The 14273-nt window shown below is 39.2% G+C and carries 12 protein-coding genes and 1 tRNA gene; 10 read left to right on the top strand and 3 right to left on the bottom strand.

Annotated elements, in window-relative coordinates; genetic code table 11:
• Positions 1-146 precede the first annotated feature (146 nt).
• Positions 147-797, bottom strand: a complete 651-nt coding sequence (elbB, locus tag L3Q70_RS14745; RefSeq protein WP_062568505.1) for an isoprenoid biosynthesis glyoxalase ElbB — start codon at positions 795-797, stop codon at positions 147-149.
• A 511-nt stretch (positions 798-1308) separates the two neighbouring features.
• Here elbB and polA point away from each other — a divergent pair.
• From polA to L3Q70_RS14730, 3 genes are all read left to right on the top strand, one after another.
• Entirely contained in the window at positions 1309-4044 is a 2736-nt protein-coding gene (gene polA / locus L3Q70_RS14740; protein ID WP_237114517.1) for a DNA polymerase I, read from the top strand.
• A 571-nt stretch (positions 4045-4615) separates the two neighbouring features.
• On the top strand, positions 4616-5203 hold the full coding sequence (locus tag L3Q70_RS14735; RefSeq protein WP_237114516.1) for a YceI family protein: 588 nt from the start codon (positions 4616-4618) through the stop codon (positions 5201-5203).
• The gene (locus tag L3Q70_RS14730) at positions 5203-5721 is read left to right on the top strand and encodes a DUF1285 domain-containing protein (RefSeq protein ID WP_237114515.1); all 519 of its coding nucleotides are present in this window, start codon (positions 5203-5205) and stop codon (positions 5719-5721) included. The genes L3Q70_RS14735 and L3Q70_RS14730 overlap by 1 nt, the downstream gene beginning before the upstream one ends.
• A 4-nt stretch (positions 5722-5725) precedes the next feature.
• Here L3Q70_RS14730 and yihA read toward each other — a convergent pair whose 3' ends face one another.
• The gene (yihA, locus tag L3Q70_RS14725; RefSeq protein WP_062568510.1) at positions 5726-6373 is read right to left on the bottom strand and encodes a ribosome biogenesis GTP-binding protein YihA/YsxC; all 648 of its coding nucleotides are present in this window, start codon (positions 6371-6373) and stop codon (positions 5726-5728) included.
• Between the two features lie 283 nt (positions 6374-6656).
• Between yihA and L3Q70_RS14720 the strand changes: the two genes are divergently transcribed.
• The 3 genes from L3Q70_RS14720 to L3Q70_RS14710 all read left to right on the top strand — a co-directional run bounded on the left by L3Q70_RS14720 (position 6657) and on the right by L3Q70_RS14710 (position 9153).
• On the top strand, positions 6657-7289 hold the full coding sequence (locus L3Q70_RS14720; protein ID WP_062568511.1) for a c-type cytochrome: 633 nt from the start codon (positions 6657-6659) through the stop codon (positions 7287-7289).
• 752 nt (positions 7290-8041) lie between these two features.
• Entirely contained in the window at positions 8042-8641 is a 600-nt protein-coding gene (gene yihI / locus L3Q70_RS14715; protein WP_237114514.1) for a Der GTPase-activating protein YihI, read from the top strand.
• The gene (locus L3Q70_RS14710) at positions 8638-9153 is read left to right on the top strand and encodes a DUF2489 domain-containing protein (protein WP_193987880.1); all 516 of its coding nucleotides are present in this window, start codon (positions 8638-8640) and stop codon (positions 9151-9153) included. The genes yihI and L3Q70_RS14710 overlap by 4 nt, the downstream gene beginning before the upstream one ends.
• A gap of 72 nt (positions 9154-9225) precedes the next feature.
• Here L3Q70_RS14710 and hemN read toward each other — a convergent pair whose 3' ends face one another.
• Positions 9226-10599: an oxygen-independent coproporphyrinogen III oxidase gene (gene hemN / locus L3Q70_RS14705; protein WP_193987879.1), complete on the bottom strand. Its 1374-nt coding sequence runs from the start codon at positions 10597-10599 to the stop codon at positions 9226-9228.
• A 271-nt stretch (positions 10600-10870) separates the two neighbouring features.
• Here hemN and L3Q70_RS14700 point away from each other — a divergent pair.
• The 4 genes from L3Q70_RS14700 (at position 10871) to L3Q70_RS14685 (ending at position 13972) form a co-directional block, all read left to right on the top strand.
• Positions 10871-10947 (top strand) — tRNA-Ile (locus L3Q70_RS14700).
• 215 nt (positions 10948-11162) lie between these two features.
• Entirely contained in the window at positions 11163-12047 is an 885-nt protein-coding gene (locus tag L3Q70_RS14695) for a sce7726 family protein (RefSeq protein ID WP_237114513.1), read from the top strand.
• Complete coding sequence (locus L3Q70_RS14690; protein WP_237114512.1) at positions 12008-12922, top strand: sce7725 family protein; 915 nt, start codon at positions 12008-12010, stop codon at positions 12920-12922. The genes L3Q70_RS14695 and L3Q70_RS14690 overlap by 40 nt, the downstream gene beginning before the upstream one ends.
• A gap of 264 nt (positions 12923-13186) precedes the next feature.
• On the top strand, positions 13187-13972 hold the full coding sequence (locus L3Q70_RS14685; protein WP_237114511.1) for an RES family NAD+ phosphorylase: 786 nt from the start codon (positions 13187-13189) through the stop codon (positions 13970-13972).
• Positions 13973-14273 lie beyond the last annotated feature (301 nt).

Below are 14273 nucleotides of genomic sequence, written 5' to 3'. Positions count from 1 at the left end.
CGTGATCAATCACGATATATATGACGGAAATTAGAACGATTATAACGCTAAGCCACAATTTATAAAATGATCTGAAAGGCTTTTTCTTTATAAAAAGCGTCATTTTTTGCGTTAGCGCAATAAAAATTAGCTGCTTAAATAGCGCACTATGCCAATTCGAGTACTTTTTTAACGAGTTTTTGAATCCCTGCATCAGCATCTAATAAACTCTGCGCTAACATATAGGCGGGTGTGGTGACGACTTTATGTTGCTCATCAATAACAATATCGTCAACAGCACACGCTTGGTGATCGCCGCCTAGCTTTTCGATGGCAGAGGCTGTGTCTGTATCATTACCAATGGTTGTTTTAACACCTTGACCGTAAATAAGAGGTAGCATAGCGGGCGCAATACACATATAACCTGCGGCTTTATTAGCTTTAACAAAATCTGTACAGGCTTTTAGTACGTCATTTTGCACCTGAGCTGCAGGGCCTTTTACTGCAAAGTCAGATAGATTTTTAGCGGCACCAAAGCCACCTGGGACAATTAACGCATCAAATTCATTTACCTTTAACTCTGTAATTGCTTTTATATCACCACGAGCTATGCGAGCAGCTTCTACTAACACATTACGATTAGGCGCCATTTCTTCACCGGTTAAATGGTTGATTGTGTGTAGTTGGTCAATATCGGGTGCAAAGCATTGATAAGACGCACCTGCTTTTGCAATGTGCAACAGGGTAAGTACTGCTTCGTTAATCTCTGCGCCATCGTAAACACCGCAACCTGCTAAAATAACAGCCACTTTTTTCATTTGATATCTCTCCTTAATGCAACTGGGTTTAGTGTAGCAAGTATCTAAGTAAGACCACAAAATAAAATAATTTTGTCGTTAAAATGCTCGCAACACACGATGAATCGCTGTTTATGCCTTTTCATAAAATACTAACGTTAAAAAAAGTATAAAGGATCGCTATGATCTTTGATCCATTGTGCTAGAATACTCCTCCGGTTATGGAAAGGGACGTTATATTCGTTGTCGAATAGACACAGGACGTGAATAGATAAAACCGTTTTCCACATTGGGTAAAATAATAAAAAAAGAACCTCGTATTATCTTTTTTAAATAAAAACATAAACTTACATGAAATTCCTAAGTGTAAATCTTCTTCGGGAGGATTGCTTGTGGGTTTTATCTACAAAGTTATCCACAGCTTGCTATTATAGAAACCGTTATTGGTTAATAATTCACAGTCGTTTTCTTCATAGCCTTATGGCATGCTTACAGACAATTTAATGTTATTCAATTAGGATCCAATTTCACCATGGCTCAGATCCCTGAAAATCCACTTGTTCTTGTTGATGGTTCTTCTTATTTATTCCGTGCATATCATTCGCCACCACACCTTACTAACTCAAAAGGTGAAGCGACAGGCGCAATCTATGGCGTAGTTAATATGCTGAAAAGTTTGATCAAACAATATGATCCATCACACATGGTGGTAGTGTTCGATGCCAAAGGTAAAACCTTTAGAAATGACATGTACAGCGAATATAAAGCCAACCGCCCACCAATGCCGGATGACTTACGCACACAGATCGCACCACTGCATAACATTATTAAAGCAATGGGTTTTCCACTTATTAGTATTGAAGGTGTTGAAGCGGATGATGTGATTGGTACCTTTGCACGTATTGCCTCTGAACAACAACGTCATGTGTTGATCTCCACGGGCGATAAAGACATGGCGCAGCTTGTTAATGAACACGTAACGCTTATTAACACGATGACCGATAGCATTTCAGATCCAGAAACCGTGGTTGAGAAGTTTGGCGTGGGGCCTGAGCTGATCATTGATTACCTTGCCTTAATGGGCGACAAAGTCGATAACATTCCTGGTGTTGATGGTTGTGGTCCAAAAACGGCGGTGAAATGGCTACAAAAATATGGATCATTACAAGGGGTGATTGATCATGCTAGTGAAATCAAAGGCAAGATTGGTGAAAAGCTTGCTGCAGCACTTGATCATCTACCACTTAGCTATGAATTAGCGACGATTAAATGTGATGTTGAAGTTGAATCGGAGCTTGAAAATTTCAAACTACAAGAGCCTAATCGTGATGAACTGATTGCACTCTACGGCGAATGTGAATTCCGCCGTTGGTTGGCAGAATTACTGGATAACCCTAAAGACGCTGATACACACTTGGATGTGCCAACAGAAGCTAACGAACTACCAAAAGTCGCTGATGCACACTACGAAACTATTTTAACTGAAGAGCAACTTGATACTTTAGTAAAGCAATTAAATGACGCTGAACTTTTTGCTTTTGATACTGAAACAACCAGCCTTGATTATATGCAAGCGCAATTGGTTGGCATGAGCTTTGCGGTTAAAGCGGGTGAAGCAGCGTACATTCCAGTTGCTCACGATTACCCTGATGCGCCTGAGCAATTAAGCTTAGAAACCGTTATGGCAAAAATTGGCCCAATCCTCGCGGATGAAAACAAAGCCAAAGTCGGACAAAATCTTAAGTACGATAAAAGCGTATTAGCTAACGTCGGCTTTGAATTAAACGGTATTAAGTTCGACACTATGTTGGAGTCGTATGTTTTTAATAGTGTGGGTAGCCGTCATGATATGGACTCGTTGGCACTTAAATACCTAGGCCATAAAAATATCAGCTTTGAAGATATCGCAGGCAAAGGTAAAAAGCAGTTAACGTTTAATCAAATTGAGCTAGAAAAAGCGGCGCCGTATGCCGCAGAAGATGCTGATATAACACTTCGTCTTCACCAAGTGCTATGGCCAAAAATTGATGCTGACAGCCAATTAAAATCAGTCTTCGAAGACATTGAGTTACCACTCGTTTCTGTGCTGTCTGATATTGAACGTACCGGTGTAGCGATTGATAGTAATATGCTTGCTGCTCATAGCCAACGCTTAGGCGAACGCCTGTTAGAGCTTGAGCAAGAAGCTTATGATATGGCTGGTGAAAAGTTTAACTTAGGCTCGCCTAAGCAGCTGCAAGCAATTTTGTTTGAAAAGCTAGCACTTCCCGTTATTAAGAAAACACCAAAAGGCGCACCTTCAACAGCTGAAGAAGTATTGCAAGAGCTGGCTCATGACTATCCGTTACCTAAGGTGATTATCGAACACCGTGGTTTATCTAAACTAAAATCAACGTACACAGATAAACTACCGCTAATGGTTAATGAACGCACAAAGCGAGTACATACCTCTTACCATCAAGCAGTAACAGCAACAGGGCGCTTAAGCTCAACGGATCCTAACTTGCAGAATATTCCAATTCGTTCGGAAGAGGGACGTCGTATTCGTGAAGCCTTTGTTGCTGCAAAGGGGCATAAGATAGTGGCTGCGGATTACAGCCAAATTGAATTACGTATCATGGCGCATTTATCACAAGATAAAGGTCTACTTACCGCGTTTGCTAATGGTTTAGACGTACACAGTGCAACGGCCGCAGAAGTCTTTGGGGTAAATCTTGAAGACGTAACCAGCGATATGCGCCGTAAAGCAAAGGCTGTTAACTTTGGTTTAATTTACGGTATGTCGGCGTTTGGCTTATCACGTCAATTAGATGTACCACGTCATGAAGCACAGCATTATATTGATAAATACTTTGAGCGTTTCCCAGGTGTGCTTGAGTACATGGAAACAACCCGTGAAAAAGCAGCTGATAAAGGCTATGTAGAGACTATTTTTGGTCGCCGATTACATTTACCAGAAATCAACGCAAGAAACGGGGCTCGTCGTAAAGCGGCAGAACGCGCTGCTATCAATGCACCAATGCAAGGCACCGCTGCTGATATCATCAAAAAAGCGATGCTGAAAGTTCACCAGTGGGTAAACGCACAAGCTGAAGGTTCTGTTAAATTACTTATGCAAGTACACGATGAATTAGTGTTCGAAATTAAAGAAGAATCTGTGGACGATTATAAAGCAGAAATTTGTAAGCTAATGTCTGAAGCCGCCACGCTTGATGTACCACTGATTGTTGAAGCCGACAGTGGTGACAACTGGCAACAAGCTCACTAATCGCTGAATTAGGAGTCGCGAGTATAAAATACAAGTGGCTCTGCAGGATTAAAATGTAGTCGCGGGTTTATCCCGCGCTTTCACTTTTATAGATTTCGCGACATACAATCACTCCTCCCAGTTTGGCCGACTTACAGCCACAAGATCACTCACGTAAATGATTAAGTACTTCACGGCAAAACGACTCCTTATAAAGGAAAAGTTACTTACGCCACACGTTGAATAACCGATAATGTAAAACGGCTTTTATTGTAAAATTAAAGTTAACAAGAAAAGACCGTTTTATCGTTTCGTTATATGTTTATCAATTCGTGTTTTTTAGTAGCAGATTTAATTTATTTTTAACTGAGTATTTGCTAAAGTCCGCGCCGTCCTCATCCTGTAGGACATCCTGTTGATGATGCATCTGAAAAGATGCAACGTATTGATAGCTTCTCCCCAGTTTGCTATACCGACTCACTCCTTGTTGAGTGAGTCGCTTTTTCTTTATCTTATCATACAATTCATTGCACAAATTAACCTAGATGATACCATCAAAAGTGATTCTTATTTACTTTCGAAGGAATGCGTTATGTTTAAATCTATGGCAATTGCTGCCTTTTCATTATCGAGTTTATTAGTTGCCCCTTTAGCCAGCGCAAACTGGCAAGTTAATAATGAGCAAAGCAAAGTGAGCTTTGTCTCTATCAAGAAGAATTCAATCGCTGAAGCACACCATTTTAAAAAGCTATCAGGAGGCTTGAACGAGCAAGGTCAATTAAAATTAATGATTGATTTGACGTCTGTGGAAACTCTCATTCCAATTCGTAACGAGCGTATGACTAAATTACTGTTTGAAACACATGAATTTCCAAACGCAATTTTGACGGCAGATCTCAGTAAAACACTTGCAACCCTTAAATCAGGCCAACATGTACTAAAAGGTTTAAAGGCTGAATTAGACTTTCATGGTAATAAGAAAGAGTTAACGATTGATGTACTTGCTAATATGTCACCGAAAGGCGATGTAACCGTATCATCTCTTACGCCAGTTATTATTAATGCAAGTGATTTCAAAGTAACAGAAGGCATCAGCGAATTACAAAAGCTAGCGGGTTTACCATCCATTGCAACAGCTGTCCCTGTTACTTTTTCGCTCACGCTTGATAAAGAAAAGTAATGCAATCGCTTGCTGAGTTAGAAGCCGCCCTTCAGACACCCGATAAACCGTTTGATCAATGGCAGCCACAAAGTTGTGGGCAATTGCCAATAACGATTGATGCGCAAGGGCGGTGGTTTTATGCCGGCAGTGAAATAAAACGCGAGGCAATGGTTAAACTCTTTGCCTCCGTGCTTTGCCAAGAAGCTGACAGCTATTTTTTAAAAACGCCTGTTGAGAAAATGGCTATTACAGTCGATGATGTCCCCTTTATTATTGTTGATTGGCGTTTTGAAGAGACTGAACAAGGTCGTGCGCTTTGCTGTGTTGATAATTTACAGCGCAACTGGTTGGTATCAGAAAAACAGCCATTAGAGCTACGTGAATTTGCTGGGGTGAGTGTACCTTACTTACAATTGGCCCATGGCTTGGCTGCAAGGGTATCGAGAAAGGTGTATTATCAGTGGGCGGAAATAGCCTGCTCAGACGAGCAGGGCTATTACATAGCATCATTAGCCAAGCGTTATTACTTAGCTTGATTGGTTACGCTTCTGGTTGTTCTTCAGACTCAGGTGCTTGAGCTTCAATTGGTCCTAAAAACCACTCATCTAGCTTTTTAGCAACTTCAGGTAAGCCTGTGCCTTTTAATGAAGAGAAGGCATGAACTGTAATATCACCCTCTAAGCTGCTTAACTCACGGCGAACGTGTAAAACTTGCGCTTTACGTGCGCCTTGTTTGAGTTTGTCGCACTTGGTTAATAGTGCCAGCACAGGAATTTCACTGCCCACAGCCCAGTCGATTAAGTCACGGTCTAAATCTTTTAACGGATGGCGAATATCCATTAAAACAACGATACCTTTTAAGCTTTGACGCTTTTGTAAGTATTCACCTAGCGACTTTTGCCATTTTTTCTTCATTTCGATAGGAACTTTAGCGAAACCGTAACCCGGTAAGTCGATAAGGCGTTTATCGGCATCAAGTTCAAAGGTATTGATCAACTGAGTACGACCTGGTGTTTTAGAAGTACGTGCTAATTTTTGATCTGTTAAGGTATTAAGGGCACTTGATTTACCCGCATTCGAACGACCAGCAAACGCGACTTCAATCCCCGTATCAGCAGGTAAGCGTGAGATATCAGGTGCGCTAGTAACAAAGGACGCAGTATTATATTTGATACGAGATTTGAGCACAGGCTCTCCTAGTCTTTTAAAAATAATGGTAGTCAGTGGCCTAAATCCACTCAAGGCTCGTATTTTATACTATTAAAGCAGCATTCAAAAGCGTATTTAAGAGTGCTAAGCTGGCTTTGAACGAGGAAAATTTCTAGGTAGAAACTTAATCTAAGTCAAATCCCTATAAATTATGAGCTTAATGTGGGCAGAAAACGTGCCAGAGAATTTATTATCGTGTAGAATATAGAAATCACAACATCCATATTGTAGATGATACAGGGTCGGAAACAGAGAATTCACCATGAAAAAAATAGCACTATCTTTAACTATATTGCTTGGTACGTTGTCAGCAAGCAACGCAACAGCATTTGATGGCGATGTAAACGCAGGTAAAGAGAAATCGGCAACGTGTGCGGCTTGTCACGGCCCAGACGGTAATGCACCGGTTACTATCTACCCTAAAATTGCAGGCCAACACGCAGATTATATCTATAAACAATTACAAGAGTTTAAATTAGGTATGACATCTGGTGGCAAAGAAGGTCGTATGGATCCAGTCATGAGTGGCATGGCAATGCCACTTAGCGATCAAGACATGAAAGATCTAGCAGCTTACTTCTCTTCTTTAAATATGTCTGAAGGTACAACACCTAAAGATGTAGTCGAAGTGGGTCAACAGCTTTATAAAGCAGGCGATGCTGAGCGTGGCATTCCAGCATGTGCGGCGTGTCACGGTCCTCGTGGTAACGGCACGTCACTTGCTAAATTCCCGAAAGTTTCGTTTCAACATCCTGAATATATTAAGTCGCAACTTGAAAAGTTCCGTGATGGCACGCGTAATAACGACTTAAACGGTATGATGCAAGACATCGCTAAAAAACTAACAGATAAAGACATCGAAGTGCTTTCAAAATACTTAGGTGGCTTACACTAAAGTCTGATTGCGAGCTGTATTGCTTCGCACTAAAATTTATTTAGTTTGTAAAAAGCAGCGTAAGCTGCTTTTTTTATCTTTATCCTGTGTCGAAATATCCTACTCTTGTGTGAGACATTGACCATACCTTGGTGTGAGCTAAGTCTTATTTTTATTTTATCTTTAAATGTAACTTATTGTTATTGAATGAAATGAGCTTGTTTCAATATCTTCAATGTAAGAAAAGTTATATAAATTAGTTGTAACAAAATTATTAATAAGTAAATTAACCACTGTCGCTGAAACAATAGAACAACATGGACAATGTTAATAAGGAAAGTCATTGCGGCGAATCTTTAGGGGTAGACACTGGTTAGGTGTCCTAAAGGAAATAACAAAAAAGTGTCAGGATTGACCGAGAATAATAAAAGCTCATGGAAGTTTAATAATAAAAACAAAATGGAATGCTACACGGAAGGTAAAAATAATAACAAAATGGAAAACAATAATAATAAAAATAATAAAGACTAAAAAAGTCGAAGGGAGAAGTGTCCAGATAACTGGCGCTCAGATTAGTAGGCGGTAGAGATGTTTTCTCTACCGCCTTTTTATTTGTCCTGTTACAATAGCCCCCGTTTATACGATAAGTATAAAAAGTGCGCAGGTTATCGTGTTGACCAATATCATCCGCACACACCAAATTCTTCTGGTTATGCCAGCATTACAATGCCTAGAGGCGTTGTGCACAACCTCTTAAGTGAGACGATCAAGATATGAGTAGAAAGAAAAAGTCGCGTAAAATTCCATCGAATGGTCCAGTACGTCTAAGTAAAGAAAAGCTTAGAGAAATGCGCGCATTAAAAGAGCAGCGAGTAAAGAAAACAAAAGGGGCAAAAGCCGGTACTCGCAATGCACCTGATGCTTTAAAAGATGATAAAGCGACAACAAACAGTCAGCCTAAAGATAAGCGAACGGGCAGTAAAAAGCCTGTTTCATTGGTGGCACCAAAAGCTGAACCAAAAGTTGAAATGAAACGTAACTTAAAACCAATGGTTGAGCTCAAAAAGGTGAATGAGCCTGAGTTAACGCCAGAGCAAGAGTTAGAGGCACTTGAAAGTGACGAGCGCCTGCTTAAGCTTGTTGAGCGTCATGAACGTGGCGAGTTACTAACAGGCAAAGATGCCAAATACTTTAACAGCCGTATTGCGCGTCACCAAGCGCTCTGTGAGCTTTTAGGTATCGAAGATGAAGATGATTACGAAGACGACTTTGAAGATGATTTTGATGCTGAAGGCGAGTCTGATTTTGATAAGTACTTATCAGACGATTTAGCGAATGAGTGGTTTGATGAAGACGATGAGGATGAGCGATGAGCATAACCTTGATTATTGCCATAGTAATTGGTGCGGCAATTATCGCAGGGCTTGCGTTTTATGCAGGACAACTTCTGTATAAATTAAAAGAGCAAAATAAGCTGATCGCCAAGAAGCAGGCTGAGCATGAGCAGCAGCTTGCAGCATCAAAAATGAAACGTAACGCAAAATTGGCTGATAGCATTCACTTGATAGCGCGTGCTATGAATGAAGAGCAGTGTGAATTTTCAGAAGGCTGCTTACGTATCTGGGTATTGATGTCTCAATACAGCTTTGCTGAAGAGTTCGAGTTGAGTGAGCGCTATCCTGGCATTTTTAAAATGTACGAAGTGGTCAAAGATATGCCAACTCACGATGCCCGTAAAAAATACTCTAAAAAAGAGGTTTTCAAGATGGATACAACTCGTTGGCGTGCAGAAGAACAACATAGCGACGAGATAAAAGCAGATTGTGCACGTTTGATCGAAGAATTTAAAGCTGCACCTGGCAGTGAAAACGTCGTATTCAATTAAGCGGGTTGGTAAAGCCGTTATAAAAAAGCAGAGCATTTTATTGCTCTGCTTTTTAGTTTGGGCGTGAAAATATCAAATAACCCGTGAAAAACGTGTTTGTTTGATTTGTTGTTGTAAGTGCGCATCAAAGCACATACAAATAATACGAATAAATAAGTTACCACGTGCAGTGACCGTGATTTTATCTTGGCTAACTGACACTAAACCATCAGCACGTAATGGCTCGAGAGCGAGTAGAGCTTCACTGAAATAGCTTGTAAAGTTAATTTTAAACTGCTGCTCGATTACAGGAATATCAAGCTCAAACTGACAAATCAGTTGTTTTATTACAGCTGCACGCAAGGTATCGTCATCACTGAGTAAAACACCTTTACATACCGCGCTGCCAAAACCTTCTTGCACAGCTTTATAATAGTGCTTAAGCTCTTTTTCATTTTGTAAAATGGCATTGCCAATTTGCGAAATTGACGACACACCTAAGCCTAATAAATCACATTGACCATGCGTGGTGTAGCCTTGGAAGTTGCGGTGTAACTGACCTTCGTTTTGTGCAATAGCTAGCTCATTATCTTTACGGGCAAAGTGATCCATACCGATAAACTGATAGCCTGCAGCTAACATCTGCTCAAGCGTATTTTTAAACATTGTGAGCTTGTCACTAGCAGACGGTAAGTCGGCATCCTTAATTTTACGCTGCGCTGCAAATCTATCTGGTAAATGAGCATAGTTAAATACCGAGACGCGATCTGGGTTTAATTCAATTAACTGCGCAATCGTCTCTTTAAAGCTCTCTGGAGTTTGTAGTGGCAAACCGTAAATCATATCTGCATTAATTGATTTGAAGCCAAGCTCACGAGCCTCACTGATTAAACCTTTTACTGACTGCACGCTTTGCGGGCGATTAACTGCCAGCTGTACAGCATCATTGAAATCTTGAATACCAAACGAGACACGATTGAAGCCAAGCTTGCGCAGGTGTACTAGCATGTCATCAGCTAAAGAACGAGGATCAATTTCAATACCGCGCTCGGCATCATCAGCAAAATTAAAGTGCTGCTCAACCAATGCCATTAAACGGCTCATTTGCTCTGCCGATAGAAAGGTTGGTGTTCCCCCCCCTAAATGCAGTTGTTCAACGCTATAATCAGCAAATAGCGTTGCCTGCTCAGCAATCTCAAGCGCCAAGTTATCTAGGTATAAATCGGCTTTCGATTGATGACGAGTGATTACTTTATTACAACCGCAGTAATAACAAAGCTGACTGCAAAATGGGATATGGATATACAAAGATAAAGAACGGCTCTTCGAGGCCGCAATCGCATTGATCATATCTTGTTGTTTATAACCATCAGCTAAAGACAATGCAGTGGGGTAAGAAGTGTATCTAGGCCCAGAAATATTGTATTTGTTGATCAAAGATTGATCCCAGCTTGGTAAATTTATCACAGTCAGCACTCCGCAATTAATAGAGTGACCATTTTAACGAGTTTACTCATTCTGCTATTTGATCTAGGACAATATCGACGCCTACAAACTAGCCAGCATAGCAGAGGTAATTGAAAAATAGATAAGTTTACTATTTGAGCAGTTAGAGTATTGATTGTTAAAATAAAGAGTTTTGCTAGTGACAAGGCTAAAAAAAGTTTTTATACTGCAACCCGCTTTAGAGACTTATGTCTATAAACGCATCTAAAAAATTAGCTTTCGCTAATAGCATGGCCCCTTAGCTCAGTTGGTTAGAGCACACGACTCATAATCGTTAGGTCCCCAGTTCAAGTCTGGGAGGGGCCACCATTTTTACAAGCTTCCCAAGTAAACACCTACTAACAGAAATTACCCTGTGCTACCTCTGTGCTACTTTTTATTATATACTCTACTCTATGATAATAACCATAAATTATATAAATTGGTTCAGAACCTGTTTTTGTATATAGTGTTTAAATCAAGGAATAAGAAATCGTATATTTTACGATCTCATATAGACAAGAACATGTTACTTGGACACTAAAATGACTTATTCACCAAGAGAAGCTTCAAAGTTATTTAATAGCAAAACCTTATCATCAATCGCGGATGGTGATTTTTCATTCATCCATCAAGTTTCTAATAACTTTTTAGATCTAGAGTTCGACAAAAGTAAAATTCGATGTATTTTTAATTTAACTTTTGAAAAACTGCTTAAAGAGTATCGTTCAGAATATATATTCAAAAATATTGTCGCTCAACGACATTTAGTTGGACGACACTCATTAAAAACAGCCACTATGCTTACAGAGTTCAGAGTTGGTAATAGTAAAGCTGATTGTGTGATTCTAAACGGTAAATCTACATGTTATGAGATAAAGACTGAATACGACTCACTAGCACGATTAGAAGATCAGCTTAATGATTATTCAAAGGTTTTTGATGAAGTTTTTGTTGTTTGTAGCCCAAACCACATTGCAAGTGTCTTGAAAAATACATGTGAACACATTGGAGTTTTGGAGCTCACTTCTCGTAATTACCTCAGCGTTAAAAGAAATGCAAAATACAGAAAGACAACACTAAATGTACCAACGTTGTTAAAGTCCATGAGAAAAGAAGAATATATAGCGCTAACTTCCAGGGTGATAGGACAAGTACCTAATGTTCCTAATAGCCAGCTTGTTGCTACATGTTCAGAAATGTTATCAACAGCTTGTAATATTGAAGTTGGCAAAAGTTTTGTTGAAGTTTTGAAGAAAAAACGTTTAAATAATGACAGGTTAATAAATGGCCTACCAACTTCTCTTCTTAATGCAGCAATTAGCTATAAGTTTTCAAGCAGACAAGAAAAGCAGTTGTTGAACATTTTCAATGTGAACAAGGATGAACAATGTATTTCCCCTACCTCAGAGGTAAACAGTTTGATCTGATAGCTATTAGAGAGCTCTCTGATAATTTACCAAAAGAATTGTTTTGCCCAATAATTGAGCCAGTTAGAACTAATCTTGCACCTCTACTAAAAACTATAAAGCACTTGAATAATAATAATATTTCTCCTGTTATTATCGTTACTCCTCAAGTTGGTGATTGTGTAGGAGAAACTGATTACCTTCTGGATGGGTTAGCTGGTGATGATTTGGAGTACCTACCATGTGTAGTTATCAAAGGTGGAAATTACCAATTAGCAACAGAAACTATTCGTAAAATAAATAAGCCTTATGCAGTGCAAATTACAGATGGAATAAGTGCTGAATGTATCGATATAGCTAACAACTCAGAGTTAAATATTGTAGATAGTGATTTCCCTCCAGGAGCGTTAACTAGAATTAGAAATGTAGTGTTATTTGGTGACTTTTTCCAAAAGCAAAAAAGAAATGCTGATTATAAATTAGAGTCGGGGTTTTCTCATCTTCATACAACTTTTTCTAATCTAGCTAATGCTGTGGGATTTAGTGATTATACTATTGTTAGTAGTGAGTACTCAGAGTCAGGTGGGCCTGCTTTCGTCGTTACAATTCATATGTCTTATATTAATAAAACTATGTTCGATGAAATGTTTATAAGGCATTACTCATCAACAGATGATGGCACTCCAGCGGATCCTGCTGCTAAGTTTGCCGAAGCGCTTCAAAAAATGGTAGCTGATGCGAATGCAATAAACAGCATTTTCTTCCAGTCTAGGGCATTGGATGAGTTTAGAAAATTACATGAGCGTGGACATTTTCCTGGTTTAGGGCATGTAAAAAAGCTATCAATAGAGCATCATATAGAAACTGTATGTCACTACCTTAAGTCAGATAATTAAATGAGTTCTTGTTGTCTAAATTGCTTTACAGATAAAGCTATAATAGAGCTCATTCAAAGGGAGGGGGTATTTGGTTTTTGTTCTTTTTGTCATTCAGACGATATTCTATGTGTGGAGCCAAAGAGAATAAGTAACATCCTAGAATTGCCTCTTATTTGTCTTTTTCCAAATGAAAATGGTAAGCAGTTACATGAGCTCTATCAATCTGATCTGATGCTTATTAGTAACAGGGTCGAATGCGCTCAAACACTCTTGAATGAAATTATGGACGATGAGTATTTGGGTAGATGTTATTCTTTAAAAGAGTCTATTACTGATTATCAAAATGCATGGGATGATTTTAAGGATCAACTTATTAAGATAAATAGGTTTTTTCCTCGAAGTTCTTTATATAGTCGCATATTTACTTCTGATTTATTGATTGAAGATCAATCCACAGTTGAGTCTGGTGTATTTCTAAATACAATTGAAGCATTAAGTAAAACACGTCATAGAAACCATGTGTTTTATAGAGCAAGAATCTCCGAAGAAGAGTTACTTTCTAAGGATATGGGGGCTCCTCCTCCAGATAAAGCTGCTGCGGGAAGGGCTAACCCGATAGGCATTCCTTATTTATATTTAGCTGAAGAGTTTAATACTTGTTGCAGAGAGGTTAGGCCAAGTAATGGTGCTACCCTTTATGTTTCTGAAGTTTTAGTTTGCAGAGAATTGAAATTAGTAGATCTGACATCTCCGAAGCTAAAAATCTCCCTTCTTAAGTTTGTGGAAGACGAATTAGAGTTAGTTTTAAAGTTCCTTAATTTATTGCAGCAATTTGCTGATGAGTTATCCAAGCCAGTTTTACCTGAGAAATCTCACTTGGAGTATATACCAACTCAGTTTTTATGTGAGTATATTCGGACAATTGGACCTTATGATGGGATTGTTTTTAACAGTTCTTATGGAAATGGGAAGAATGTCGTACTTTTCTCAGGAAGTGATTTAGAGATACAAACTCCAACTCCACATAAAGTTACTTCAATAGATGTAACAACATGTGAAGTTTTTTAGTCGTACCTACTCGAAGAGGTAGGGACGACTCACAGAGTCGCCTACCTCAAGGCCACTGCTCATGATGCCTTGAGAACTATTATCAAACCGCAAAATCGCAAGGCCAGAAGAGGGAAGGGTATCCACTAGAAAAAATAGCTATTTGCAATCTAAGATCAATATGCTAATTTAAATATGAAATAGCTCACTTTGAGCAAATAAGAAAACGGGCGTTTTCCAACTGCCCTCGACACGTCAAGAGGAGCTACAACCGTAGCTGTCAGGCTCAACAGAGCCAGAATAGTAATTACCAAAACCACTA

It is taken from the genome of Pseudoalteromonas sp. CF6-2 (assembly GCF_021729425.1).
Lineage (GTDB): Bacteria > Pseudomonadota > Gammaproteobacteria > Enterobacterales > Alteromonadaceae > Pseudoalteromonas > Pseudoalteromonas arabiensis.
Note: the sequence above shows the minus strand (reverse complement) of the source record. Positions and strands in the feature narration are given on the sequence as shown.

Excerpts from the sequence above, each read along its gene's own strand:
- elbB (WP_062568505.1), bottom strand. The coding sequence starts at position 797 with ATGAAAAAAGTGGCTGTTATTTTAGCAGGTTGCGGTGTTTACGATGGC.
- polA (WP_237114517.1), top strand. The coding sequence starts at position 1,309 with ATGGCTCAGATCCCTGAAAATCCACTTGTTCTTGTTGATGGTTCTTCT.
- L3Q70_RS14735 (WP_237114516.1), top strand. The coding sequence starts at position 4,616 with ATGTTTAAATCTATGGCAATTGCTGCCTTTTCATTATCGAGTTTATTA.
- L3Q70_RS14730 (WP_237114515.1), top strand. The coding sequence starts at position 5,203 with ATGCAATCGCTTGCTGAGTTAGAAGCCGCCCTTCAGACACCCGATAAA.
- L3Q70_RS14720 (WP_062568511.1), top strand. The coding sequence starts at position 6,657 with ATGAAAAAAATAGCACTATCTTTAACTATATTGCTTGGTACGTTGTCA.
- yihI (WP_237114514.1), top strand. The coding sequence starts at position 8,042 with ATGAGTAGAAAGAAAAAGTCGCGTAAAATTCCATCGAATGGTCCAGTA.
- L3Q70_RS14710 (WP_193987880.1), top strand. The coding sequence starts at position 8,638 with ATGAGCATAACCTTGATTATTGCCATAGTAATTGGTGCGGCAATTATC.
- L3Q70_RS14695 (WP_237114513.1), top strand. The coding sequence starts at position 11,163 with ATGACTTATTCACCAAGAGAAGCTTCAAAGTTATTTAATAGCAAAACC.
- L3Q70_RS14690 (WP_237114512.1), top strand. The coding sequence starts at position 12,008 with ATGTATTTCCCCTACCTCAGAGGTAAACAGTTTGATCTGATAGCTATT.
- L3Q70_RS14685 (WP_237114511.1), top strand. The coding sequence starts at position 13,187 with ATGGACGATGAGTATTTGGGTAGATGTTATTCTTTAAAAGAGTCTATT.